The organism is Streptomyces sp. NPDC006463, from assembly GCF_042870715.1.
Lineage (GTDB): Bacteria > Actinomycetota > Actinomycetes > Streptomycetales > Streptomycetaceae > Streptomyces.
The window spans coordinates 240,427-266,759 of record NZ_JBIAHP010000008.1 but is presented as its reverse complement, the minus strand read 5'-3'; the positions used below and the strand labels follow the sequence as shown (position 1 = coordinate 266,759).

The 26,333-nt window shown below is 69.7% G+C and carries 17 protein-coding genes and 3 pseudogenes; 8 read left to right on the top strand and 12 right to left on the bottom strand.

Going from position 1 to position 26,333, the window contains the following annotated elements:
- Positions 1–432 precede the first annotated feature (432 nt).
- From ACFYOB_RS17260 to ACFYOB_RS17240, 5 genes are all read right to left on the bottom strand, one after another.
- Complete coding sequence (locus ACFYOB_RS17260) at positions 433–1,428, bottom strand: carbohydrate kinase (RefSeq protein ID WP_388560625.1); 996 nt, start codon at positions 1,426–1,428, stop codon at positions 433–435.
- Positions 1,429–1,511: 83 nt separating this feature from the next.
- On the bottom strand, positions 1,512–2,354 hold the full coding sequence (locus ACFYOB_RS17255; RefSeq protein WP_388560623.1) for a carbohydrate ABC transporter permease: 843 nt from the start codon (positions 2,352–2,354) through the stop codon (positions 1,512–1,514).
- Between the two features lie 3 nt (positions 2,355–2,357).
- Positions 2,358–3,356 (bottom strand): carbohydrate ABC transporter permease, encoded by a 999-nt coding sequence (locus ACFYOB_RS17250; RefSeq protein WP_388560621.1) that lies wholly within the window; start codon positions 3,354–3,356, stop codon positions 2,358–2,360.
- Positions 3,357–3,588: 232 nt separating this feature from the next.
- On the bottom strand, positions 3,589–4,932 hold the full coding sequence (locus ACFYOB_RS17245; protein WP_388560619.1) for an extracellular solute-binding protein: 1,344 nt from the start codon (positions 4,930–4,932) through the stop codon (positions 3,589–3,591).
- 79 nt (positions 4,933–5,011) lie between these two features.
- On the bottom strand, positions 5,012–6,031 hold the full coding sequence (locus ACFYOB_RS17240; RefSeq protein WP_388560617.1) for a LacI family DNA-binding transcriptional regulator: 1,020 nt from the start codon (positions 6,029–6,031) through the stop codon (positions 5,012–5,014).
- 180 nt (positions 6,032–6,211) lie between these two features.
- Between ACFYOB_RS17240 and ACFYOB_RS17235 the strand changes: the two genes are divergently transcribed.
- The 3 genes from ACFYOB_RS17235 to ACFYOB_RS17225 all read left to right on the top strand — a co-directional run bounded on the left by ACFYOB_RS17235 (position 6,212) and on the right by ACFYOB_RS17225 (position 8,694).
- Positions 6,212–7,558, top strand: a complete 1,347-nt coding sequence (locus ACFYOB_RS17235) for a mucin-1 (protein ID WP_388560615.1) — start codon at positions 6,212–6,214, stop codon at positions 7,556–7,558.
- 335 nt (positions 7,559–7,893) lie between these two features.
- Entirely contained in the window at positions 7,894–8,118 is a 225-nt protein-coding gene (locus ACFYOB_RS17230) for a helix-turn-helix transcriptional regulator (protein WP_388560613.1), read from the top strand.
- 129 nt (positions 8,119–8,247) lie between these two features.
- Positions 8,248–8,694: a transposase gene (locus ACFYOB_RS17225; protein WP_388560611.1), complete on the top strand. Its 447-nt coding sequence runs from the start codon at positions 8,248–8,250 to the stop codon at positions 8,692–8,694.
- Between the two features lie 18 nt (positions 8,695–8,712).
- Here ACFYOB_RS17225 and aspA read toward each other — a convergent pair whose 3' ends face one another.
- The 5 genes from aspA to ACFYOB_RS17200 form a co-directional block, all read right to left on the bottom strand.
- Positions 8,713–10,122, bottom strand: a complete 1,410-nt coding sequence (gene aspA / locus ACFYOB_RS17220; RefSeq protein ID WP_388560609.1) for an aspartate ammonia-lyase — start codon at positions 10,120–10,122, stop codon at positions 8,713–8,715.
- A 56-nt stretch (positions 10,123–10,178) separates the two neighbouring features.
- On the bottom strand, positions 10,179–11,195 hold the full coding sequence (locus ACFYOB_RS17215; RefSeq protein ID WP_388560607.1) for an asparaginase: 1,017 nt from the start codon (positions 11,193–11,195) through the stop codon (positions 10,179–10,181).
- Positions 11,196–11,284: 89 nt separating this feature from the next.
- Entirely contained in the window at positions 11,285–12,724 is a 1,440-nt protein-coding gene (locus ACFYOB_RS17210; RefSeq protein WP_388560605.1) for an amino acid permease, read from the bottom strand.
- Entirely contained in the window at positions 12,721–13,449 is a 729-nt protein-coding gene (locus tag ACFYOB_RS17205; RefSeq protein ID WP_388560604.1) for a FadR/GntR family transcriptional regulator, read from the bottom strand. Before ACFYOB_RS17205 ends, ACFYOB_RS17210 begins: the two co-directional genes overlap by 4 nt.
- Before the next feature lie 32 nt (positions 13,450–13,481).
- Positions 13,482–14,273, bottom strand: a complete 792-nt coding sequence (locus tag ACFYOB_RS17200) for a gamma-glutamyl-gamma-aminobutyrate hydrolase family protein (protein WP_388560602.1) — start codon at positions 14,271–14,273, stop codon at positions 13,482–13,484.
- Positions 14,274–14,533: 260 nt separating this feature from the next.
- Between ACFYOB_RS17200 and ACFYOB_RS17195 the strand changes: the two genes are divergently transcribed.
- Positions 14,534–15,442: a LysR family transcriptional regulator gene (locus ACFYOB_RS17195; protein ID WP_053788610.1), complete on the top strand. Its 909-nt coding sequence runs from the start codon at positions 14,534–14,536 to the stop codon at positions 15,440–15,442.
- 210 nt (positions 15,443–15,652) lie between these two features.
- Positions 15,653–16,918 carry a hypothetical protein gene (locus ACFYOB_RS17190; RefSeq protein WP_388560600.1) on the top strand — a complete coding sequence of 422 codons (1,266 nt, stop codon included), beginning with the start codon at positions 15,653–15,655 and terminating at the stop codon, positions 16,916–16,918.
- Between the two features lie 473 nt (positions 16,919–17,391).
- Here the strand turns inward: ACFYOB_RS17190 and ACFYOB_RS17185 are convergent.
- Together ACFYOB_RS17185 and ACFYOB_RS17180 are read right to left on the bottom strand one after the other, a co-directional pair.
- Positions 17,392–17,798, bottom strand: a pseudogene (locus tag ACFYOB_RS17185) (cation transporter); the annotation flags it as partial.
- A gap of 31 nt (positions 17,799–17,829) precedes the next feature.
- Positions 17,830–18,134: pseudogene (locus tag ACFYOB_RS17180) on the bottom strand (ArsR/SmtB family transcription factor).
- A gap of 680 nt (positions 18,135–18,814) precedes the next feature.
- On the opposite strand from ACFYOB_RS17180, the pseudogene ACFYOB_RS17175 reads away from it, so the two are divergent.
- The 3 genes and pseudogenes from ACFYOB_RS17175 to ACFYOB_RS17165 all read left to right on the top strand — a co-directional run bounded on the left by ACFYOB_RS17175 (position 18,815) and on the right by ACFYOB_RS17165 (position 25,863).
- Positions 18,815–19,707 (top strand): annotated as a pseudogene (locus ACFYOB_RS17175) (tyrosine-type recombinase/integrase).
- Between the two features lie 1,067 nt (positions 19,708–20,774).
- Positions 20,775–24,380: a hypothetical protein gene (locus tag ACFYOB_RS17170; protein ID WP_388560598.1), complete on the top strand. Its 3,606-nt coding sequence runs from the start codon at positions 20,775–20,777 to the stop codon at positions 24,378–24,380.
- A gap of 346 nt (positions 24,381–24,726) precedes the next feature.
- On the top strand, positions 24,727–25,863 hold the full coding sequence (locus ACFYOB_RS17165; RefSeq protein ID WP_388560596.1) for a hypothetical protein: 1,137 nt from the start codon (positions 24,727–24,729) through the stop codon (positions 25,861–25,863).
- Positions 25,864–26,333: the final 470 nt, after the last annotated feature.

Genomic DNA, 26,333 nt, shown 5'->3' with positions numbered 1-26,333 from the left:
GTCAGACCGCCAACACCTGCAGCCGCCCGGCGGGCAGCCCGCGAAGCGGTCGACACCATCGACCGCACCCTCACCGGAGTGAGCAGGCCAGCCACGAAACGGGCCGTAAGGCGCGGCTGCGACCACCATGGCCCCGAACGCACGAAAGGCCGCCCTCTCAGTCGTGAGAGGACGGCCTCCGGCCTGCGAAAAGCGAGTCGGGACGACAGGATTTGAACCTGCGACCCCTTGGCCCCCATCGGCGCCGTTCTGGTGCCGTCGCCGCACTCGCCGATCCCTCAACCACGCCGCGCCCCTCGCTCTTCAACCTCCGGGGACCCGTTAACTTTACAGACCCGCCGGCCGAGGCGTATCCGAGAGCCGGTCCTGAGAAGCGGAAGTGGAGGTGGAGGTTAGTCCCTGCTTCTCACGGGTTGGCGCCGTTTCCCAGGCTCATGTGCTGTGGATGTGCCCTCGTGCGCCCGGGTTCTGGGCGGGCCGGGACGCCAAACGTTCTGCCCAGGGTGGGTCTGCGCCGGGGACGGAGCAGGTGAGGGCGGCGACGCGGGCGGCGAAGGAGCAGGCGTCGGTGGTGCCTTCGAGGGTCAGGGCGTCGAGTCGGCCGCCAAGGTGTCCGAGTGCGGTGAGGCGGTGCAGCAGGCCGGCAGTGAAGGCGTCTCCGGCGCCGACGGTGTCGATGACTTCGACGGTCGGGGCCGGGACGGTGACGCGTGCGCCGTCGAGGGAGGCGAGGGCGCCGCGTCCGCCGAGGGTGATGACGACGAGGCGCGCGCCGGCCGCGTGCCAGGTATCGCAGGCCTGTTCGGGGCTGGCCCCGGGGAGGAGCAAGCTGAGGTCGTCTTCGCTGAGGCGGAGGATGTCGGCCACGGCGCACCAGTGGTGGAGCCGCTGGTGGTAGGCGGCGGGCGGTACGAGGAGTGGGCGGACGTTGGGGTCGATGGACACGGTGGCGTGCTCGCGTGCCTTGGCGAGGTAGTCCTCGATGTGGCTGCCTCCGGGGCGGCGTATCAGCGCCAGGGAGCCGGTGTGCACGGCGACGGTTTCGCCCGGCACGGTGTCGGACAGTTCGCCGGCGGTCCACTGCCAGTCGGCGGCGCCGTCGGCGAAGAAGGAGTAGGTGGCCTGGCGGGTCTCGTCGAGGTCGGCGATGGCCAGGGTGCTGGGCTCGGGGGCGGCCACGCTGCCGCTCAGGTCGACGCCGGAGGCGCTGAGGCGGTTGCGGAAGAGGGTGCCGAAGACGTCGTTGGAGATCCGGGCGAGGAAGCGAGTGGGGGTGCCGAGTCGGGCGAGGGCAACGGCGGTGTTGGCGGGGCCGCCACCGGGCAGGACGCGCAGGGCGAGATCGGCGGGGCTGGACACGGCGGGGTCGGTGAAGGCGTCGGCGACGCACTCGCCGAGGACGGTGACGCTGCTGGTGGGGATGTTCATGGGCTGTCTCTCTGTAAAAGCGCAGTGCGAGGGGCTCGGTCGTAGCGTTCGTCCTTGACCTTGCGGATGGACACGCGCCGGACTCAGCCCTTGACCGCAGAGCTGGCCACGCCTTGGACGAACCACCGCTGGAAGAACGCGAAGACGATCAGCACCGGTAGGACCAGCAGGACGCCGAAGGCGAGGATCTGGCCCCAGTCCGGGGGCTGCTGGCCCTGGAAGACGCTCATCTCCAGCGGCAGCGGGCGGACCGCCGGGTCGGAGACCATCAGCACCGGCCACAGGAACGAGCCCCACTGGATAAGGAAGGTCAGGATCGCCACAGAGGCGAAGGCCGGCTTGCTCATCGGGACGATGATCGCGAAGAGGGTGCGCCAGGGGCCCGCGCCGTCGATCCGGGCAGCTTCCTCGATGCTCGGTGGGATCGAACGGAAGAACGTGTGGAACTGATAGACCGAGAAGGCGTTGGCGATGAAGGGGAGCGCCAGGATGTAGAGGGTGTTGCGCTGGTCGTTGAACATGTAGAAGAGCGGGACGGCCACCGACTCGAACGGGACCAACATCAGCAGCAGAATGAGCGTGAAGACGGCTTCGCGTCCGCGCCACTTCAGCCGTGACAGCCCGTACGCGGCCATCGAGTTGACGAGCAGGCCGCCCGTCACGACCACGAACGCCAGCAGCAGCGAGATGCCCATGAAGCGCCAGAAATAGCCGGTGCTGTCGGAGTTGAGGCTGCTCAGGACGGCGGAGTAGTTGTCGAGGGACAGGTCGGTCGGGAGGAAGCCGGAGAGACCGTTCAGGATCTCGTCGGACGGCTTGAGGCTGCCCAGGAACAGGTAGATCACCGGTAGCACGAAGACGGAGGCCAGCACGCTGAGTACGGCGTAGTCCATGAAGCGGCGCAGGGGCGTAGGGGTCGTGCCCATGAGTCAGTCCTCGTTTCCGGGCCGGACGACGCGGCGCTGGATGAGGGTCAGGACGACGACGATCAGGAAGAAGACGACGGTGATCGCGGACGCCTGGCCGATGTTGTTCTGGTCGAAGGCGGTGGTGACGGCCTGGTACATCACGGTGCGGGTGGCGTCCTCATCCAGACCGCCCCCGCGGACGAGGACGTACACCTGGTCGAAGACCCGGAAGGAGAGCACCGAGGTGAGCATCGCAACGAAGACGAGGGTGGAGTGGATGCCGGGCAGGGTGACGTGGCGGAACTGCTGCCAACGACTGGCGCGGTCGAGTTCGGCGGCCTCGTAGAGCTCACCCGGGATCTGCTGGAGGCCGGCGAGCAGGATGACCATCTGGAAGCCGACGCCCTGCCAGATGGACAGCACGACGATCGAGGCCATGGCGGTGGCGGAGTCGCCGAGCCAGTCGAAGGCGCCCCAGTTGCCGAAACTCACCGCGTCCAGCGCGGAGTTGAGCATCCCCTGGTCACTGCGGGCCAGTATGAGTCGCCAGATCACGGCGACCAGCGCCATGGGGAAGACGACCGGCATGAAGAAGAGCGACCGGAACAATCCGATGGCCTTGAGCTTGCGGTTGAGCAGGATCGCCAGGGCCAGTGCCAGGGCCGTCTGCACGGGTACGACGAACACGGCGAAGGTCAGGTTGTTGAGCAGGGCCCGCAGGAACGGGCCGGACAGGTCGGGGTCGGTGAACAGCCTCCGGTATTGCTCCAAGCCGAAGAAGTTGGGCTCCAGCGGGGAGCCGAGGCGGACGTTGTAGAAGGAGAGCACCACGGCGTAGCCGAACGGCACACCGACGAAGACGATCAGTCCGACGACGGCCGGGGCGGACATGAGTAGTCCGTGCAGCCAGTCACGGTTCTTGCGGCCCGGCCGCGCTGATCGCGTCGATCGCGCGGATGTCACGGATGAGGCCTGCTCCGGGCCCGGCGGCGCGGCGTGCGCGGGTTCCACGGATGTCACGGATGAGGCCTGCTCCGGGCCCGGCGGCGCGGCGTGCGCGGGTTCCACGGATGTCACGGATGAGGCCTGCTCCGGGCCGGGCGGCGCGGCGTGCGCGGGTTCCACGGATGTCACGGATGAGGCCTGCTCCGGGCCGGGCGGCGCGGCGTGCGCGGGTTCCACGGATGTCACGGGAGGGTCCTGTTCCTGGCGGGGTGGGCGCGGCAGCCGCGGCCGCCCGGGCCGATGGGTCCTACGGGATCTTGTAGCCGGCGTTGTCGGAGAAGTCCTGGTCGATGGCGCGGGCGGCCTTTTGCAGAGCGCTCTCGGGGTCGGCGCCACCGTAGATGGAGTTCAGGGCCTCGCTGAACTTCGAGGTGACCAGGGGGTAGCCGGGTGTCACCGGGCGGGTGACGGCGACGCAGGACTTGGTGATGTCCTTGTCGCCGCAGGGCTTGGCGAGCTGGTCGGCGTAGAGCTGGAGCGGGCCGCCCTGCTTGTAGAGCTCGCTCTTGTCGAGCGCGGTCTTGGTGGCGGGCACCGCCCCGTTGGCCGTCGTCATGGCGGTGATGTTGGCGTCGTTCAGGAGGGTGTCCAGGAACGTGCCAGCGGCCTTGGCGTTCTTGCTGTCGGCGCCGATGCCCCAGGCCCAGGAGCCCTGACCGGTCTTGGGGCCGTTGCCGAAGTCGGGCAGCGGCAGTACGACGAGGTCGTCGCCGAGGGCCTCGCTGTAGGCGGGGTACATCCAGTGGCCGACCCAGCTCAGGGCGACGCGGCCCTTGGCGAAGGCGTTGCCGTCGGTGTTGGGGTCGACATACGTCTTCCAGGACTGGAAGGTCTTCATGGCCGAGATCACGGCCGGGGTGTCGAGGGCGCCCTCCGCCTTGCCGTCCTTGAGGAGGGAACCTCCCGCGGACCAGACGACCGGGGCGAAACCGTAGGTGCCCCACTCGTTGGCGTAGCCGCCGGTCTCCTGGAGGTCGAGGGTCTTGCCGTCGGTGTCCATGGCCTTCAGCGCCCCCAGCGCGGCGGTGAACTCCGTCGCCGTCCAGTCATTGGACAGGCTGGTCGGGTACTTCACCCCGGCCGCGTCGAGCAGCTTCTTGTTGCCGTAGATCCCCAGGCCGGAGTCGAACATGCCCAGGCCGTAGTGCTTGCCGCCGACCTCGCCCTGCGCCTTGCTCGCGTCGGTGGCGTTGTCCATGGTCTCGGTGGAGACGTGCGTGTCGATGGGGGCGAGCTTCTTGTTGTAGACGAAGTTCGCCATGGTCGGGCCGTCGAACTCCATCACGTCCGGCAGCTTGGAGGCGTCGGTGGCCGTGATGGTCTTGGTGTAGTCGGCCTCGGGGATCAGCTTCAAGTCGACCTTGATGTCGCCCTGCGAGGCGTTGAAGGACTTCACCGCGTTCTGCAGCGCACTGGCCTCGTTCTTCTGGCCCTGGTGGGCCCAGACGCTGATGGTGCCCTTGCCGCTTCCGGCCTCGGCGGAGGCATCGGTGCCGCCGCCCGAGCCGCAGGCGGCCAGCGCCACCACGGGGAGAGCGAGGGCCAGGCCCGTACTGACGGTACGGCGGTACTTTCTGTTGGTCGAGCTCATGGTTTGGGCCTCCGTGCTGTGGCGAGGGTTCGAAGTGCGGGGGGAGCTTTCCGGGGCGTGGGGGTGCGGCGCTCGGGAGTTACCTCGGGCCGCGCAGGCGCGGCGGAGCGGTGGTCTCGCGCAGGACGAGACGGATGGGCATCTGCACCTGCCCCGGCGGCTCGGCGTCGGGTTCGTCCAGTTGCCGCAGCAGCAGCCGGGCGGCCTCGGCGCCCTGGTCGGCAACCGGCTGGGCGACGGTGGTCAGTCCGACCACGTCGGCGAGTTCGTGGTCGTCGAAGCCGACGACGGACACGTCGTCCGGCACCTTCAGCCGGTGGCGGCGCAGGGCGCGCAGTGCGCCCATCGCCATCTCATCCGACTGCGCGAACACGGCAGTCGGCGGGCGGGAGACAGCCAGCAGCTCGGTCATGGCCCGCTCACCGCCCTCGACGGTGTAGTCGCCGTCCGCTTCCAGGGCCGCATCGTGCTCTATCCCCGCATCGGTCAGGACGTCCAGGTAGGCGCTGCGCCTTTCGACGGGGGTGGTCCAGTGCAGCGGCCCACTGGACCCGCTGATCATCCCGATCCGTCGGTGACCGAGGTTCACCAGGTGGCGTACGGCGCTCTCCGTTCCGGCCCGGTCGTCGATGCCGACGACGGTGAAGCCGAGCCGGGCTCCGCCGACCGTGGTGGCCAGCGGCACCCCGAGTGAACGCAGTGCAGCCGACTCCTCCTCGTCAGGGATGAGGAGCGACAGCACGGCGTCCACCCGCTTGCGGATCGGCAGCTTGGTGAAGAAACGCTTGCGTGTCTCCGGCGATCCCAGGTTGTACAGCAGCACGTCGTACCCGGCGGCGCTGAAGACCTGCTCGGCGGCGTCCAGCACGGTGCCGAAGAACCAGCGGCCCACGTACGGGACCACGACCCCGATGGTGAAGGTGCGCCCGCTGGCCAGGCTCGACGCGGAACGCGAGGCGGTGTAGCCGAGCTGGGCGGCGAGGGCCGCGATCTGCGTCCGCACCTCCTCGGACACGCCCGGCCGTCCGCGCAGCGCGCGGGACACGGTGGACGTCGAGACTCCGGCGGCGCGGGCGACATCGGTGATGCTGGCCGTCACGGCGCATTCCCTCCCGTTGGTTTCACGTCGATGTGATCTGCAGGTGACGTGACCGTAAACCCGCCCTCGTTGTTGCGCAAGCGTTTGCGTTCGGATTTACTTGGGCTGATCCTTGAGAGACCTTTTTGTTATCAAGCATCAGCGCATACGTTTGGGCGCTGTGAGCCGACAGGAATGTGCATGCGATACGCCCCGCCCGGCCTCTGCGTGAACGACTTCGCCCTCCTGCGGGACGAGGACGGCACATACGCGGTGCTGCACCTGCAGGGGCCCTGGACAACGGAGTTCGATCATCTGCGGATGGAGACCTCCTACGGCCGGGCAACCTCCACCGACCTGGTCCACTGGCAGCCCCAGGGCACCGCCTTCGGCAACGGCCTGCCCGGCCGCTTCGACCAGCAGGCCGTGTGGACCATGCACCCCATCCGGCACGGCGACGCAATGACGATGTTCTACACCGGCGTCTTCGGTCTCACACCGGGCGGCTGGCCGGTCCAGTCGGTCGGACTGGCGTACTCGGACCGCACGGACGGCACCGGTTGGCGCCGCCATGGCACCAGGCCGGTCGTCGAGGCGGACCCGCGCTGGTACCGCACCAGCGAGAAGATGGCCTGGCGTGACCCGTTCGTCGTACGCGATGACGCGTCGGACGGCTGGGTCATGGTCGTCTGCGCCAGCGACGCCTCCCTCCCGGTGGAGGTCAGCGGCTGTGTCGCCCTGGCCACCTCGGCGGACCTGGAGCACTGGACCGTCCATCCGCCGCTCATCTCCCCCGGTGACGTCGATGAACTGGAGTGCCCGGTCCTGGAACGCCTCGACGACGGAAGCTGGCTGCTGCTCGGCTCCATCGGCGCGACCCGCGGCTTCGAGTCGTGGACCGCCCCCAGCCTGCGCGGGCCCTGGACCCGCCGCGGTCCCCTCGGCCCGGCCGGCGCCTACGCCCCGCGCGTCATCGTCGCGCCCGATGGCTCCCGCGTCGTGCTGCACACTACGCCTCGCCGGGTCGGCCTCACTGACTCCGGCGAGACCTGCCGCGGGATGCTCGCCCAGCCCAAGTCCCTTGTCATGTTGGACGGTTCGACGCCCCGCCTGGAATGGTGGCCCGGCCTGGACGTCTGGCTCGGCGAGGAAACGGAGCACCCCGCCCCGCACGCAGTCGGCGACATCGGCCTCACCGGGCCCGTCGACGTTATTCTCCGCACCAATTCCCCGGACGGCAGCCCCGCCCTCGTTGTCGGCTGCGACGGCAAGAACCTCTGGGTCACCGGCCCCGAGGGGACCCGGCTCGGCGAGACCGTCCTGACCGAACCCGCCGCCACGCTGCGCATCCTCACCATTGGCGAGTACGTCGAGGTCTACGCCGACGGCCTCTTCGTCCTGACCACCCTGTGCTACTCCGGGCACCCCGCCCCGTGGACGGCCGCCACCGAAGGCCGCGAACGCACCATCCCTGTCCGCCCGATCCGGCTGCCCGACCCGCACCGCGACGACGCCTCGGCCATCTGGCCAGGCTCTACAACACCCTGACGGGCGACAGCCCACGCCCGTCTGATCGTCACCCGGCACGACCCCGGAAAGGCTCAATCGGGTGTGCGAGGACATCGACCGCCCGCCAGGAACTGGCGAGTCAGCTCGAGCGCTCCACCGGGCGGAGTGCCAAGATCTTCCAGAGGGACACCTTGCTGTCCATGGCGTTGACTCGGGCCTGCGTCATGCCGACGGCAGCCGCGATGCGCGCCTGGCTGGCCCTGCTGTACTGCTGGCCGTGGCGGAACACGGTGCCGATATCGCGGGTGCGGAGGGCTTGGCGGACATCTGCGCGCTCCCATGCCCAGTCAGGCAGAGACGCTGGTACGAGCGGTGTGGTCACGGTCCTCGGCGACGACCTCGGCGCCACCGCGCTCGCCGCGCACGCGGGAGTCAGCGCGCGCCACCTGGCCCGGCTGTTCCTCGACCAGCTCGGACAGACGCCTGCCCAGTTCGTACGGACCGCCCGAGCCGAGGCGGCCGCACAACTCCTCGTCTCCACGGCACTGCCGCTGGCCTCGATCGCCAGGCGCTGCGGTTCAGCTCCGCCTAGACGATGAGGCAGGTGTTCCTGGAGCACTACGGAACGACACCCAGCCAGCACCGCACCCTCCACAGCAGTTCCCGGGTCGCACCCTCCGAAGTGCCAGTGGCTGGATGTTTCGACTCGGACGGCGACGCATCGTGGCGTGCGGTCGCACGTGGTCCACGAGCACGGGAGCGACACGGCCCGCAGCACCTCCGCGTCGTCCCACGGCGACTGGCGCCTGCTTGTGCCCGCCGAGTGGCAGGACGACACCGAACGCCGCATAAAAGCCGGCCTACCCGAAGAGGTCGGGCACCGGGAGAAATGGCGCCTGGCCCTGGACCTCATTGACGAGGCGGTCGCCTGGGGCCTGGAGCCGATGGTGATCGTCGCCGACGCCGGCTACGGCCAGATCACCGCGTTCCGCCACGGCCTGGCGGAACGCGGGCTGGACTACGTCGTCGCCGTCCGCTCGGAGGAGTCCGCGCACCCGCAGGCGGCCGCGCCCAGCGCATCGCCGTGGAGCGGGAACGGCCACCATCCCGCCACCGCACCACGGCTGGCCACGGCCGGAGTGAGGAGCAGCGCCGGAGTCGCACGCGGCCGGTAAGCCGACAGCGGACCCGTGTCAGGCCATAGCCGCGCCGGTTCCCGCGATCACCTCGGGCCGCAGCAGGGCGGCGAGCCTCTCGGCCGGCAGCAGGCCCCTCTCCAGGACCAGCTCGGCCACACCCCGGCCACTGGCGAGGGCTTCCTTGGCGATGTCGGTGGCGGCCGTGTACCCGATGTGCGGGTTCAGGGCGGTCACCAGGCCGATGGAGTTCTCTACGGTGGCGCGCAGCACCTCGGTGTTGGCGGTGATGCCGGCCACGCAGCGCTCGGAGAGGGTGAGGCAGGCCGCGCGCAGGTGGGTTATGGACTTCGACAGAGAGTGCAGGATGACCGGCTCGAAGGCGTTGAGCTGGAGCTGTCCGGCTTCGGCGGCCATGGTGATGGTGATGTCGTTGCCGATCACCTCGAAGGCGACCTGGTTGACGACCTCCGGGATCACCGGGTTGACCTTGCCGGGCATGATGCTCGAACCCGCCTGCACCGGCGGCAGGTTGATCTCGCCGAAGCCCGCGCGCGGCCCGGAGGACAGCAGGCGCAGGTCGTTGCAGGTCTTGGACAGTTTGACGGCGATGCGCTTGAGTACACCGGACATCTGGACGAACGCGCCGCAGTCCTGGGTGGCTTCGACCAGGTTGGCCGCGGTGACCAGGGGCAGCCCGGTGATGTCGGCAAGGTGGCGGCGGGCCGATTCGGCGTATCCGGCGGGGGCGTTGAGACCCGTGCCGATCGCGGTCGCGCCGAGGTTGATCTCAAGGATCAGCTCGACGGCCTCAGCGAGCCGGCTGCGGTCCTCGTCGAGCATGACGGCGAAGGCGGAGAACTCCTGCCCGAGCGTCATCGGCACGGCGTCCTGCAACTGGGTGCGGCCCATCTTCAGAACGTCGCGGAACTCGACGGCCTTGCGGGCGAACGTGTCCTGGAGGACGGCCATGGTGCCGAGCAGGCCGCGCACCGCGGAGACGGTCGCGATCCGCACGGCGGTCGGGTAGACGTCGTTGGTGGACTGGCCGAGGTTGACGTCCTCGTTGGGGTGCAGGTGCCGGTACTCGCCCCTGGCATGGCCCAGCAGCTCCAGCGCCCGGTTGGCGATGACCTCGTTGGCGTTCATGTTGGTCGAGGTGCCAGCTCCGCCCTGGATGACGTCGACGACGAACTGGTCGTGCAGCTTCCCGCCGCGGATCTCCTGGCAGGCGGCGACGATCGCGGCGGCCTTCGCGGGCTCCAGCAGGCCGAGTCCCTGGTTGGCGAGGGCGGCGGCCTCCTTGACGGCGGCGAGGGCGTCGATCAGGTGCGGGTAGGCAGAGATGGGCGTCCCGGTGATGGGGAAATTCTCGGTGGCGCGCAGGGTGTGGACGCCCCAGTAGGCGTCGGCGGGGACGTCGCGGTCTCCGAGCAGGTCGTGTTCGCTGCGGGTGGCGGCGGTCATGGGTGTGCGGCCCTCTTCCTGAGGTGGGTGGGTCAAGGTGGTGAAAGGGGATGGAGTCAGGCGGTGGCGGGGATGCTGGGCGGGTTCAGCGCCGCCACCGGCTGGATGCCGCCGACGGGCCGGCCGCCGCCGGTCATCGGCTCGCCCTCGAACCCGGCGAGCAGCCGCGGCTCGACTCCCGCCCGGGCGAGGGCTGCGGCCGTCACCGGGATGCGCGCCCGGTCCGCCCCGTCGGCGATCTTCACTGCGACGGCCCGGCCGTCGGGCAGCGCGGCCACCTGGACGCCCTCGAAGCCGTCCTTGGCCAGCAGCCCGGGCACCGCGCGCATCAGCTGGGCCGTGTCTCGCCCTGTTCCGGAGGCCATCTCCGGGTGGACGCGCAGCGCGTCCGCCACCCGGCGCCCGGCGGTGTCCGGACCGGCCGTGGCGATGCGGGCGGCGGCGCGGGCCAGGCCGTGCAGGGACACTGCGAACAGCGGGGCTCCGCAGCCGTCGACGGTGACGTTCGCGATGTGCTGGCCGGTGAGTTCCTCGACGACCTCGGCGATCGCCCTCTGAAGCGGGTGGCCCGGGTCGAGGTAGCTCTCCAGGGGCCAGCCGGCCAGCTTGCACAGGTACAGCATCGCCGCGTGCTTGCCGGAGCAGTTCTGGGCGAGCCGGGAAGGCCCGCGGCCCTCGCGCACCCAGGCATCCCGGATCGCCGGGGCGTACGGCACGTCGGGGACGTTGCGCAGGTCGTCCTCGGTGAGGCCGGCCAGTTCGAGGATCAGCCGGGTACCTGCGAGGTGGTGCTCCTCGCCGGAGTGGCTGCCCATCGAGAGGGAGAGCAGGGCGCCGTCGAGCGGCAGCCCGGCCCGCACCATGGCGAGGGCCTGGACCGGCTTGAGGGCTGAGCGCGGGTAGCAGGCGGCCTCGATGTCTCCGATGCTCAACCGGACGTCGCCATTACCGCCGAGGACGACGACGGATCCGTAGTGGACTCCCTCGATCACACCGCCCCGGGTGACGTGGGCGACGGGTGCATGCTGGGGCTCGCGCATCGCGGGCGCGTCCGCGAGGAGACTGCTGCGCATCACTGCCTCGTTCGGTGGTGGGTTGCTGCTGACCGGGGTGGCCGGCGGCAGGCCCGGCCCGGGGGGACGGGCCGCGCCCGCCGCCCGGCTCAGCCCTCGCTCTTGGCGGCGGCGCGCGCCACGCGGCCGCGGACGGCGTACCAGCCGGCGACCAGCACCGCGGCGATCAGCGGCACGCACAGCACGGTGGTGCGCGCCGCCCCTCCGTCGGCGTACATGAGGACCAGGACGGAGGCGAGGAAGGCCAGTGTCACGAGTTCGGTCCACGGGGACCCGGGCAGGCGGTAGGAGGGACGGGTCAGTTCGCCGTCACGGGTCTTCCGCCAGAAGAAGAGGTGGCAGACCATGATCATGCCCCAGGTGGCGAGGATGCCGATGGCCGCGAGGTTGAGCACGATCTCGAACGCATCCGCCGGAACCACGAAGTTGAGCCCGACGCCGAGGACGCACATGCCGCTGGTGAGCAGGATGCCGCCGTAGGGCACCTGGGTGCGGCTGAGCCGGGCGGTGAAGCGCGGGGCGGAGCCGTTGACGGCCATCGAGCGCAGGATGCGGCCCGTGGAGTAGAGGCCGGAGTTGAGCGAGGACATGGCGGCGGTGAGGACGACCAGGTTCATCACACCGCCGGCCGCCGGCACACCGATGTGGGAGAGCACGGTCACGAACGGGCTCTGGCCGGCGCTGTAGCTGCTCCACGGCATCAGCATCGACAGCAGGACGACCGAGCCGACGTAGAAGAGGCCCACACGCCACATGATCGAGTTGATCGCCTTCGGCATGATCTCCTCCGGGTTCTCGGTCTCACCGGCCGTGACGCCGACCAGCTCGACAGAGGCGTAGGCGAAGACGACGCCCTGGATGATCAGCAGCATGGGCAGCAGGCCGTTGGGGAAGATCCCGCCGTTGCCGGTGATCAGAGCAGAGCCGGGGACGGCGCCGTCGACGGGATGCCGGGTGACCAGGAGGAAGATCCCGATCCCCATGAAGACCACCAGCGCGCCGACCTTGACGATGGCGAACCAGAACTCCAGTTCGCCGAAGATCCGCACCGAGATGAGGTTCACGGTGAGGACCACGGCCAGGGCTATGAGGGCGATCACCCACTGGGGGACATCGGAGAACAGGTGCCAGTAGTGGGTGTACGTGGCGACGGCCGTGATGTCGGCGATGCCGGTGGTCGCCCAGTTGAGGAAGTACATCCAGCCCGCGGTGTACGCGCCCTTCTCCCCGAGGAACTCCCGGGCGTACGACACGAAGGCGCCGGAGGACGGCCGGTACAGGACGAGCTCGCCGAGCGCGCGCACGACGAGGAACGCGAACACGCCGCAGACGGCGTAGGCGACGAACAGGGAGGGCCCGGCCTCGGCGAGGCGTCCGCCCGCGCCGAGGAACAGCCCGGTGCCGATCGCACCCCCGATGGCGATCATGTTGACGTGCCGGGGTTTCAAGGACTTGCTGTAGCCGGTGTCCCCGGCGTCGACATGACGGGCCGTGGGGCGCTTCTCGTCTTTGAGGAACTGCTCGCTCACGCCTCGGGTCTGCCTTCCGTGGAAGTGTCCGTGCGCTGGGGGCGCACGATGTCGGTGAGGGTCGTCTCGACCCTCAGCAGGTGGTGGGACATGGCCTCCACCGCGTCGTGCTCGGAACCGTCGACCAGCGCTTCGAGGATGGCCCGGTGCTCGCAGTTGGACTGCTCGCGCCGGCCGCCGAGTTCGTTGAGGAAGGTCGACTGACGCGCCAGCGCGTCGCGGATCTCCTCGATGACGCGGCGGAAGACGGGGTTGCGGGATGCCTCGGCCACCGCCAGGTGGAAGACGGTGTCCATCGCCACCCACGCGGTGGTGTCGGTCTCCTGCTCCATCCGGTCGAGCAGGTGGCCCAGATGGTCCAGGTCCTCCGGGGTGCGGCGCAGCGCGGCGTACCCGGCGACCGGAATCTCGACGTGCCGGCGCACCTCGAGCAGGTCGCTTGCGGCGTAGTCGCCGAAGGTGGGGTCCTCGACCGTGTTCGCCACGACGAACGTGCCCTTGCCGCTCCTGGAGACGGTCAGGCCCATGGCCTGAAGGGCCCGGAGCGCCTCCCGCAACACGGGCCGGCTGACCTCGAGGGTCCGGCACAACTCGGCTTCGGAGGGGAGCTTGTCGCCCACGGCGTACTGACCGCGCTCGATGGCGCTGCGCAGGTGGCCGAAGACCGCTTCCATCGCGCTTACGCGCCGCGGTACGCCACCTGTCTGGCTGTCTGACAGGTTCACGCTGCGATCTTGCGGGCTGCGCCAGGAGGGTGTCAAGACACCTGTGCCGGGAAAGTCGGGCCTGGCGGGCTTCGTACCGGGCGCACCTTCCGGCCGGCCACCCGAGCAGGCTCGGCGCTCGCGGCGGAACTCGCAGCCGCCACCAAGGCGTGCACGACCGGCGCATCGACACCCATCTCCGGGTGCCACTGGACGCCCACGGCGAAGCGGTGCCGGGAGCTCTCGATCGCCTCGACGGTGCCGTCCGCCGCACGGGCGGCCACGATGAACCCGGCGCCCAGGCGATCCACCGCCTGATGATGATGCGTGGCGACCTCACGGGTCCCCGGCAGGAGGGCGCCGATCCGGGTCCCCGGCACGGTGGTGACGGCGTGGGCGCAGAAGTGGCCCCGGTAGGGGTTGTGGCCGTCGTGGCCTACGCTGTCGGGCAGGTGCTGGATGAGGGTGCCGCCCGCGTGCACGTTCATCAGCTGCATTCCCCGGCATACTCCGAGCACGGGTGTGTCGCGGGCGAGGCAGGCGACCAGCACAGCGTGTTCCCACCGGTCGCGCTCGCGGACCGGCGGCCCCGTGCGCGGGTGGGGCACCGCACCGTACAGGGCGGGATCCAGGTCCTCACCGCCCGTCAGGACGACCGCGTCCAGACGCTCGACCACATCGGCCGCGGCCTCCGGCGCGTCCGGCGGCAGCAGAACGGCGCGGCCGCCCGCCGCCCGGAGACAGCCGACGTAGGCCGCGGGCAGCACCGCGGCGGGCAGGTCCCACTCGCCCCACTGGGCGTCGGCCAGGTAGGTGGTGAGTCCGATGAGTGGTGGCTGGGGCATACCACTTCCTTTCAGGGCATGCGAGGTGATCGTCGACGGCCGGATCCACACCCGCCCCGGCAGACGTCCCCGGCCGCGGCGGGCTGCGGCAGAAGACGGACGGGGCACTGGCGGAGGGGCACCGCGACGGCAAGGGGAGCGGCGGTCACGCCCCGGCAACGCGGGCTTGCGTTTTTCTTGCCGCGAGCAGAATCCTGCTCGCGTTCATCCGCAATCACAAGAAAACACATCTTCGCGACAGATAAGTGAGCCTTAACTCCGTGCACGGACTCGACCCCCGCCTGCTCGCCACCCTCGAAGCCGTCGTGCGGCACGGCTCCTTCAACGCCGCCGCACGCGAGCTCGGCTACAGCGCGCCCGCGGTCTCCCAGCAGATCGCCGAACTCGAACGCCGCGCGGGCCTGAGAGTGCTGGAGCGCCGGCCCGTGCGCGCCACACCGGCCGGCGAAGTCCTTCTCGACGCCGAGCAGGGCGTCCGCAACGCGTTGGCGACGGCATCGGTGGAACTCGACGCCATGCGCGCGGGTACGGCCGGACGGATCCGCCTCGGCGCCTTCGCCTCGGCCGCCACCAGCATCGTTCCGCAAGCGCTGGCCCAACTCCACGCGGCCTACCCCCACGTGCAGGTCAGCCTCAGTCAACTGGAACCCGAGGCCTGCTACAACCGGCTCAAGCGGGGGGACATGGACCTGGCCCTCAGCTACGACTACGACTTCATCCCCGTCCCGCCGCCCCGGATGCTGCGCCGGACGCTGGTCGCACGGGATCCAGTGGTGGCCGTGGTCCCGGCACACCACCGCCTGGCCGACAGGGAGGTCATCGACCTGGCCAGCCTCGCGTCCGAGACCTGGATCGCGGCTCCGGAGGCCGCACTGCGCCTGGAACTTCTTTCCCAGATGGCCAAGACGCCTGGCTTCCAGGCCCGCCTGCAATACGAGGGGGACGACTTCAACACCGTGCTCGGCTTCGTGGCCGCAGGCCTGTGCGTGGCCGTCATGCCGCAACTCGCCCTACCCCGCGCCAACACCCAGGTCGTGGCCCGCCCCCTGGCCGAGCCGCAGTTGACGCGCTTCATCTACGCCGTCCGCATCGACACCCGGCACGCCCCGCGCGCCGTCCTGGACCTGGAGCAGATGCTCGCCGCGCAAGCGCTGGCCGCGCTCGCATGAGGCTGCGGCGGGCGGCTACCGGAGGCGAACGAAGCGTGAACCCACGTGAAATGCGCCAAGTTGACGGCGGCCGCACGCGCGTAGACCAGGTGGTGACGCCAGGTCTCCCGGCTTGTCCGACTACCGGACGCGGTGGCTGAAAGTTAAACTATTGTGTGACGGGAGCCCTACGTTTGCGGCGGTTGACGTTCCAGCGAGAGGAAACCCCTCATGACCGCCGCCGACAGTGCGCCGCGAACGGCCCGCGTCCTCACCGGCTACCGCCCCGAGGACGGCTTCATGGCCGTGGAGCTGGACCCGCCTCCGGGCGAGTACGTATGGCACGACGAGCACGCCGAGCAGCAGGAGCAGCGCTACGGCCCGGGTGCGGGGTACCACCAGTGGCTGGCAGTGGACGCACGCGACGGCGCCGTATGGTTCGGCGACATCGACTGGCGGGCCCCGTCCGAAGACCTCGGCAGCCAGCTCCCCGGCCTCCCCCGCAGGGCACTCGGCGACGGGGCCCTCCCGGCCTCCGGAATAATGGTGCAGCTGCTCGGCCACCTGGCCCATGACGAACAGCGCGGCTGCTCCTGGCGCTTCTTCACCGCTGAGGAACTGCACGCGCTCGCCCTGCGCATACTCCCCGCCGTGCAGCGGCTCGTGGACTCCATCCACCGCATCGGACCGGGCGACGAACTGGAGTGGTCGGCCGAGGCCGCCACCGCCTGGGACGACATCGAGCAGGCCGCGACCCACACCTTCGATCCCTCCGGCGATCTCCGCTGGCCCAGGCTGCGCACGACACCGATCCCTGCCTGGCGTGTCGAGGTCGGCGCGTTCCTCGCCATGAACCCCGGTCTGTGCGATCCCTCCTGGGGCCTGGCCACGGACGCGGAACTCGATGCCTACGCCGACTACAGTCCCGAGAGCGGCTATGGCGGTGTACCGGGGCGGATGTGCCGCGCCGCCGACCGGCAGATCGAGGACGGTTTCACTTTCTACGGCCACCGTGCCGCCCTGTACGCCTACCGCGCGCAGGCGGGCGGCGACCGTGTTCCGACAGACGCCCGCGTCTGGCTGGAGACGACAGAGGCGGGTCGGGGCACCTGGGAGGCGGCCAAGCCCCCCGGGGCCACCCTCGCCGACGTCCCCGACTGCGTGCTGGCGGCCTTGGCCGAAGGGTTCCAGAACTCCGCGCACCAGGAGGGTCTGGTCCTGACGGGCCTGGACGCCCATCTGCGCCGGTTGCGCGCCGAGGAACGCTCCGCCGTCGACCAGCAGCTCGTCCGCGAAGCCGAGGAAGTCGAACGCCTCGAGAACATGCTCAAGGACTTCCGCGCGGCACGGAACCGCACCGTGACACGGATCCTGGCCTGGTCCGATGGGCGCAGCGACGGGGAAATCGCCCGCCTGGCGTCCATGCCCGACGATTACGTCAGCGACTGGCGGGCCCGCCTGACCGACGAACAGACGACGGCCACACCCGCAACCTGAAGCATGTGCGTAAGACAGGGCACCCGCTCCGCAGCCTCACCGCCCGGGCAGCCCGTCGAGCGCCACGGCCGTCCGTAGACCGAGGCGACGGCCCGAGGCCTTGAGCTGGTGCCGCCGGCCCGCGGCGAGTACCGCTTGCGCGGGGTAGGCGGAGCCGGACCTGGCCGCTGTACCGGCGAGACGACCGGAGACGGTGCTCGTCGACGGCCTCGGGAGCAAACGCACCTGGCCTGCTGCGCCCCGAGCTCCGGACTCCGGCCGCTGCGATCCGAAGCCGCCATCCTCAGCCGGTGCCTACGACCGGACATCGTGAACCCCTGCGCAGGGCAGCGACGCGGGTGCAGTGGGCGCACGCTCCCCGGCACCCAGCCCGGCGGTTCCAAGCCGCTCATCGAGCGCTAACAAGGGAAAGGCACTGGTCGCGGCGGCCTCGGGAGCGCGGTGGTCGCCTGTGGTCGCACCCTGGAAGCGTCGGAGTCGGCAACCGCCGAGGCGGAGCCGAGTTCGTGCCCGGCCTCGCGCTGGGCGGCCGACAGAAACGGCATCACGGCCAGGGACAGAGCGGCGAGCACGATGCCGGGGATGGACCGCTCGGCCTCTCCGGTGCCAGAGGGCGCCAGGACGGCGTCGACGGCGACGTACGTGGCGAGCGCGAAGAACGAGAAGGCGATGATCCGTAAGATGGTCTTCTCCCGTGCCTCGGGGACAGCGTGTCGCGGCCGGAGAACTGCGCAGTGGAGGGGGCGATAGCCCCAGCGGTGATGGCGACGATCGCCTCGACAACGTTGTAGGTGATGGTGGCCGCGACCAGCAGCCGTATCCGCTTCGCGAGGGCGTCACGGCGGGCCGGGGCCGGGCCGATGGATATCTCCGCAGCCATCTCAACAGCAACCCTTCTCCTCGGCGTCCACTCACACACGGTCGGCCTCGACGGCGACCACGGCGGTGCGCAAGGCGTCCAGGGCGTGGCCGAGGCGCTCGTCGGCGAGTTCGTAGCGGGTGCGGCGGCCGACCGGGACCGTGACGACAAGACCGCAGTCGCGCAGGCAGGCCAGGTGGTTCGACAGCCGGTCCGGGAGATGCCCAGCGCGTCGGCCAGCTCGGCGGGATGGACCGGAGCCTGGCACAGGGCGAGCAGTATGCGGCAGCGGATCGGGTCGGCGAGGGCGCGGCCGCACCGCGCCAGCACCTCGATGTCGGAGGCGATTGTCATCACCTACGGGACGGTCCGCTTCGAGATCCCGATTCCCGTCGTGCCCGCCGCCGGCCGATTCGGCAGCTAGCCACTTCTCCTGTGGGGCCGCCCGAGTACGTCGTCACCCATGCGCGGCACGTGCCCATACGGCGTGCTGCTGTCCACGCCGACGCTGCTCGTATCGCCCCCCTAGATCCGGACCATTCGCGGGCCAGGAGGCGGGAACTTGGCCCAGCGTGCGCCATTATGGCTGGTCAGCCTGGTGCGGCGTCTGTACCGCCAGCAGACGAAGAATCTCCTGGGCGTCTGCGGAGGTAAGTCAAGGCGCTGCCATTGGCGGTGTCGGCCCTTCCTCCGCCTCCTGGAGGCGATCCCCACGTACCACCGCCCAGCGCGGCCGCATCTACCGCAGGTGTGGCTGCTGCGACACATTGCGTCACCAGCTCGGAGCGCACTGCCCGCACCTGTTCGCCGACGGTGACCACGGGACGTGGACCTTCGCCGTCGACGTCCCGGCACCGCGCCACCGCCGGACAACCATCCGCCGTGGCGGCTTCGTCAGCCACGACGCAGCCGAGACCGCACTGCGCAGATTCCTGGAGGGCGAGGCCGGCGGGTTCAACGCCGACCCGAACCAGAGCGTCGCCGACTACCTGAGTGCCTGGCTGGCCGCCAAGGCGCTCGTGCTCAAGCCGACCACCATGGCGCGTTACCGGGACTACGTCCAAAACGACCTCGCGCCCGCCTTCGGCACCCTGAAGCTGGACGAGCTCGGACACCGTCACATCGCGGCCTTCGTCACCGGCGAGCTCGCCGCAGGCCGCGGAAAGACCACCCTCTACTGCTGCCTGGCCACCTTCTCCAGCGCCCTCGGTGACGCGGTCCGCCAGCGCCGACTCGCCCACAACCCCTCCAGCCCGCCGGCACTTCACCGGCCACCGTCGCCCGAGCGACGGATCTGGACCGCGGACGCGGCCGTCCGCTTCCTGCAGCACTGCCACCAGGTAGACCCGGATATGGCCGACCTGTTCGAGTTCCTCATCGGCACCGGCATGCGCAAAGGAGAGGCGCTCGGTCTGCACTGGGACGACGTCCACCTGGCCGAGCGTGTCCTCTATGTACGTTGCACGCTCTCCGCGATCGACAGCAACCACCTCGTCCTCACCACGCCCAAGACCCGTACCAGTCGGAACTGGGTCGCCGTCTCACCCCGCGTCGCCACCGCACTCGAGCACCGGGCCCGGTCAAGGGCTCGCCGCCACAGCGACCCCAGCGATCCATTCACCGGACTCGTCTTCTGCAGACCCGACGGCCAGCCACTACGCCCCACACCGTCCTCGACCGGCTCCGGCAACTCTCCAAAGAGGCTGGCGTACCGCGGGTGACCGTTCACGACCTGCGACACCTGGCCGCCACGATCACCCTCACCGCCGGCGTCCCGCTCACCGTGGTCTCCAAGACCCTGCGGCACTCCACCCTGTCGACCACAGCAAACATCTACAGCCACCTCACCCAACAAGCAGCCCGCGAAGCCGTCGACACCATCGACCACACCCTCACCCGGGCCCAGAAGCGAAACGACCGACGGGCCTGACTGGAACGGCTGCGACCACCACGCGACCACCTCCAGCACCTCCGCGAAGCCCTCAACCGGCTCCGCTCCCCCGCCCCGACCGGCTTCCACGCCACCGCCAACCAACCCCGAAGCGGGCGTGCGACCACACTGCGACCACCACGACTCCGGACGCACGAAAGGCCGTCCTCTCGTGGATGAGAGAACGGCCTCCGACCTGCTAAAAGCAAAGTCGGGACGACAGGATTTGAACCTGCGACCCCTTGACCCCCAGATAGCTGCCCCAGGGTCAGAATCGCGACATTTGAGGGTATTTGCGGGCGAGCAACGTGCGCGAATGCGCGTGTCGCGCACCTGCGGACAGTGCCGCTGGTCCCCAACTGGTCCCCAACCAGCCGTCACCTCGAGGCGCCGCCGGGGCGCCCGCTCGGGTCGACCCAGGCACCGACCCGGGCGCGGCGCCCGACGAGCAGCGAGGGATTCCCCAAAGGGTCCACAGGGCCCAGCCGGGTCCAGTCCGGGCAAACACATCGCCCTGCCTACGCAGAACCGTGATGATGGTGAGATGAGTCTGCGGCGCGCAGTGTTGACGGCGACGGGTCTGACAGTGGCGGGACTGGGCGGTGTGCTCGCCTTCGTGCGGTGGGATCAGGCAAGCCGGGTCGCCACGGTGGTGTCGGTGCTCGTCGCCGTTGCCGCTTTGGGGGTTGCCGTATGGGCGGGGCTTCCCGGATCGGCTTCCGCTGCGGTGAGGGTGGCGGACACCGGCGAAGCGAGGGCTGGTGCCGGCGGAACCGCGGTATCCGGGCTGACAGGTTCGCCTGCCGGGGCGCGAGGCCCAGTGGAGGTGGAACGTACCGGACCGGCGGACGCCGCTGGTGGCGGGGACGCCACCAGCGGCATCCGCCTTACCTAAGCAGCAGGCTCTTGCCGACGGCGGTGCTGAGAGCTCCGGGCCGCAGCGTGCGCACGATGTGAAAGGACGGGGCTCAGTGGGGGTGCGGTGGTGGCCACGGCGGTTGCGGGCGGAAGCCACTGAGACCGGGGCGGCTCAGGCGACTGAGGGTGGAGTAGCCATCACCGGAATCATGCACGGCGACGTGATCGTGCGTTCAGGACCGGCGGTGCGGACGGGCTACCGGCAACAAGTGCTGCGCATCGCGCCGGACCAGTTGCTCAACCGGGAAACGGAGTTGGCCGAGCTTGCCGCGTTCTGCACAGAACCGGACCAGAACACGTATGCGTGGTGGCGAGCTCCGGCATGGGCGGGCAAGTCGGCACTGCTTTCATGGTTCGTGCTCCACCCCCCGAAGGGGGTCCAGGTTGTGCCGTTCTTCATCACCGCCCGCTTCGCAGCTCAAAACGACCGGATCGCGTTCACCGATGTCGTCGTCGAGCAGCTCGCCGACCTGCTCGGGCAGCCGATGCCGGCCTACCTCACGGAAACGACTCGAGAAGCACACTTGCTCAGGTTGCTGGCCGAGGCGGCCCTTGCATGCCAGGAACGGGGGCAACGACTGGTCCTGGTCGTCGACGGCCTCGATGAGGACCGCGGAGTGACCACTGGACCCGACGCCTACAGCATTGCCGCTCTGCTGCCTGCCCGTTTGCATGCGGGCATGCGGGTGTTGGTCGCCGGCCGGCCCAACCCACCGATCCCGGCCGATGTGCCTGAGGCACATCCCCTACGTGACCCGCGCATCGTCCGCACACTGGCTGGTTCCCCGCACGCTGCGGCGGTCAAGATCGACGGCGAACGAGAACTCAAGCGTCTGTTGCACGGAACGCCCCTCGAGCAGGACCTGCTCGGACTCGTGACTGCTGCGGGAGGAGGACTCAGCGCAACGGACCTGGCCGAACTCACCGGCTGCCCCGGTCATGACATCGAACAGCACCTGCAGACGGTCGCCGGCCGAACCTTCAGCGTGCACACGAGCCACTGGCGGCCCGCCGACGGGCCCGGGGTGTACGTACTGGGCCACGAAGAACTCCAGACCACGGCCGTTACCGTGCTCGGTGAACACCGCCTGGCTGGCTACCGCGACCGCCTGCACCAGTGGGCCGATCAGTACCGGAATGACAGGTGGCCGCCCCGTACCCCGGAGTACCTGTTCCGCGGCTACTACCGGATGCTCCACAACGCCGTCGACCTCTCTCGCCTGGTCGCCTGCGCCACTGACACGGACCGCCACAACCGGATGCGCGACATCACGGGTGCCGACGCGGAAGCCCTCACCGAAATCACCGCCGCTCAGGATCGCGTCCTCGGCCACAGCGACCCCGACCTGCTCGACATCGCTGTTCTTGCAGCCCACCGCGACGACCTCGTCGCCCGCAACAACTTCCCCCACGCCCTGCCGGCACTGTGGGCAGTCCTTGGCCGGCCCGACCGCGCCGAGGCCCTCGCCCGCAGCATGGGCGACCCCGACTCAAAGGTTCTGGCCATGGCGGCGCTGGCGAAGACCGTCGCCGCGCTTGGTGATCACGGCCGTGCCGCAGCATTGGCCGACACCATCGAGAGCCTCGCCCACCACACCACGCCCCATCCGCGCTGGCAGGCGAGAAGACTGGCAGCGCTGGCGGAAGCGGTCGCGGCGTCCGGTGACCGCGAACGCGCCGTGCGACTGGCCGATGCTCTCCAGACCCTCGCCGGCTCTATCACCGACTTCCAGGAGCAGGCAGACGTGCTGGCGGCACTGGCGCAAGCGGCCACCGCGTCCGGCGACCGTGACCGCGCCACAGCGGCAGCCGACACCATCGAGGAACTCGCCCGCGCCCACACCTTTACACACTGGCAGGAGATGATGCGGCCGCCGGTGGCGTCCTATGACCCCGCCAGCACGGCGAGACGGATCGTCACCCTCGAGGCCTTCGCCCACTCGATCACCGATTCGCAGGAGCGGGCAGACGTGCTGGCGTCGCTGGAGCAAGTGGGGGCTGTGCCCGAGGGCCCCGACCGCGCCGCAGCGCTGGTCGCCACCGTCGATCGCCTCGCCCGCGCCACCACCTTCCCGTACTGGCAGTTGGAAGTGCTGGAGCCACTGACGGAGGCGGTCGCTGTGTGCGGTGACCGTGGCCGTGCCGCGGCCTTGGCCGACACCATCGAGGGCCTCGCCCGTCTGACCACCCTTCCGTTCTGGCGGGACTCCACCATCAGCGGCTCTGTGCTGGCGGGATCGGTGAAGGCAGTTGCCACCTCCGGCGACGTGCACCGCGCCGCAGGTCTGGCCAACACCCTGGAACGTCTCGCTGGCACCTGCACCGACCTCGACATGCGGGCGCAGGTGTGGGCGGCCACGGCCGGTGCGATGGCCGTCTCCGGCAATCTCGGTCGAGCAGAGACCCTCGCCCGGTCGATCACCGACCCGTACTGGCAGTCAGAGGCGTTGGTGTCGCTCGCGGAGGCGCTGGCTGCTGCTGGTGACCGTGACCGCGCCGCAGCGCTGGCTGCCACCATCGAAAGCCGTGCCCGTACCACCCCCTACCCCAGCGATCAGGCAAGGGGGTTGGCGTCGCTCGCAGAGGCGGTGGCCGCGTCCGGCGATCGTGCCCGAGCGGCAGCAGTGGCCGACACCATCGAACGCCTTGCCCGCACCACCCCGTATCCGAACTGGCAGGCCGACGTGTTGGCAGCACTGGTCCGGGCGGTGGCCGCGTCGGGTGATTTCGACCGTGCCGAGGCTCTCGCCCGCAGCATTACCGGCAGTCGGCAGGGGATGGCACTGGCGGCGTTGGGCAAGGCCGTGGTCACATCAGGTGATTTCAACCGTGCCGAGGCTCTCGCCCGCAGCATCGCCGACTCGTCGTGGCAGGAAGACGTGTTGGCGTCGCTGGTCGGGGCGGTGGCCGCGTCGGGTGATTTCGACCGAGCAGATGCTCTCGCCCGCAGCATCACCGACTCCCACAAACAAGCCGAAGCACATGGTGAGTTCATGGCGGCGATGCTTGAGTCCGGTGAATTCGACCGTGCCGAGGCCCTCGCCCGCAGCATCACGGACCCCTATCAGAAGGCTGAGAAGTTGGTCGTGCTGGCGAAGGCGGCCGCTGCCGCGGGGAACACCGATTGCGCCTCCGCACTGGCCGACACCATCGCCGTGCTCGCCCGCACCGCCGACGACCCCGACATGCAAGACACCATGGTCCTGCCCTTGGTGAAGGCGATGGTTGTGGTGGGCCACTTCGACCGCGCAGAAGCCCTCGCCCTCACCCTCGCCCACACACCCAGCAAACCATACCCACGGGTGACAGCACTGGGGGTACTGATGAAAGCGGTGGCGGCAGCCGGTGAGCACGACCGGGCTGCCGCGTTGGCCGACCGCGGCGAGAGCGTCGCCCATGCGATCCCGGAATCCTTCATGCGGGCATTGGCGTTGGTGGACTTGGTGGAGGCCGTGGCCGCGTCCGGCTCCATCGATCGCGCCGTCATGCTGGCGGAGACCATATTCCTTCCTGGCTGGCAGGCGAGCGCGCTGCGGCGGGTGGCACAGCATGCAGGGGCATCTCACGCTCGGCTCTTGGTCGCCAGGGCATTCTGCGTGGACAGTTGGGAGCGTTCGCTGGACAGCCTGCACCAGATCGATCCGTCAGCGTTGGCAGCTCTCGTTGACGAGCGCACGGGCGTGCGAGCACCTGGTGCCTGCGCCACATCGGCCGGTCGGGGCGGCGCGGGCCCGTATGGGAGCCGGAGGGGCTGACAAGCCCCGAGTCGATCGCTTGGTTCCCAGCAGCGGACCGTACAGAGAGATCTGGAGCAGAACGTGCAGTTGTCGCCATCGGAACCGTCACTCCAGGCATCCCGAACCGGGCACGCCACAGCACGCAACCGGCTTGGCCGTCAGTGGCGTCCTGCACGGAGACGTGTACGTAGCTGCGGGCCCGGCAGTGCGGTCGGGGTACTGGGAGCAGGTACGGCGGATCGCGCCGGAACGGCTGATGGACCGTGGGAAAGAGCTGACAGAACTCTCCAGGTTCTGTACCAGCGATTCGGCGGAGCCGTACGTATGGTGGCGGGCGGAGGCGTGGGCTGGGAAGTCCGCCCTGATGGCCTGGTTCTCCCTGCATCCACCTCCGGGCGTGCGGGTTGTGCCCTTCTTCGTCACGGCGCGATTTGCCGCGCAGAACGACCGGGTGGCGTTCACCGACGTGGTGATGGAGCAGTTGAGCGAGCTGCTCGGCGAGGGCATCGTGGGTTTCCTGACGGAAGCGACACGGGAGGCTCACCTCCTGCGGCTGCTGGCGGAAGCCGCCGGAGCGTGCGAAGAGCGGGGCGAGCGGCTGGTGCTCCTGGTGGACGGACTGGACGAGGACCGAGGAGTGATCACCGGGCCGGACGCCTACAGCATCGCCGCGATGCTGCCGGCGCAGCCTGCGGCAGGGATGCGCGTTGTGGTGGCCGGCAGGCCCAACCCGCCGATTCCTGATGACGTGCCTGAGGACCATCCATTGCGGCAGCCGGGGATCGTACGGAAGCTGGAAGGGTCACCGTTCGCGCGGGTGATCCGGACCGAGGCCGAGCGGGAACTGAAGCGGCTGCTCGCGAGTGTCGGCGTCGAGCGTGATCTGCTCGGTCTGGTCACCGCGTCCGGCGGCGGCCTGAGCAGCCGCGACCTGACCGAACTGGTCGACCTTCCGCTGTTCGCCGTGGAGGAGACCCTGAACAGCGTGGCGGGCCGCACGTTCAGGACCAGCGCAAGTCACTACCGGCCGGGCCGTGCGCCTGAAGTACTCATCCTCGGTCACGAAGAACTACAGGCCAACGCCGCGAAAATGCTTGGGGCGAAAGCGCTCGCCGGCTACCGGGAGCAGGTACATGCGTGGGCCGACGGATTCCGGGAACAAGGATGGCCCGCAGACACGCCGGAATACCTACTACGAGGCTATTTCCAGATGCTGCGCGCCACACGGGATCTTCCACTCATGGTTGCCTGCGGGACCGACGCAGCGCGCCATGACCGGATGCTCGACATCACCGGCGGGGACTCTGCGGCGCTCACAGAAATCCACAAGGCGCAGGAGGCCGTAGCGGACGAAGGTGCCCAAGACCTCTTGGCCATGCTCCGCCTTGCCATCCATCGCGACGGCCTGCGCTCCCGAAACGAGAACATTCCCTTCCAAATGCCTGCGGTGTGGGTGGCGTTGAGCCAGCCCGGCGGGCTGAAGCTCTGGCACACAGTCTGACCGACCCGGCCGACCGCACTCAGTCGCTCATCGCCGTAGGGGATGCTCTCGCTGCGGCTGGGGATTTCCGCCGCGCAGTAGCCGTTCTCACGGATGCGGCCGCCAGCGCCCGCACGATCACCAACCCGGGCCGCCGAGTCATCGAGCTGGCCGCGGTGGGGAAGGGGATGGGGGGTGTCGATGAGCATCGGCGGGCCATGACTGTGCTCGCCGAAGCCGACGATCTCGGGCGCAGGATTGCTGATCCGCTGGACCGGGCGCAGGCGTTGACAGCAGTGGCTGAGGAACTGTGGGGTGTGGGAGAGCATCGGCGGGCCGCAGCTGTGCTCGCGGATGCCGAGGTCGCCGCCCGCACCGTCACCGACCCGGAAGGCCAGGCACACGCGCTTGCCGCCATCGGCCAGGGCCTGACGGTGGTGGGGGAGCACCCGCGGGCCGCTGCCGTTCTCACGGAAGCCGAGGCCTTCGCC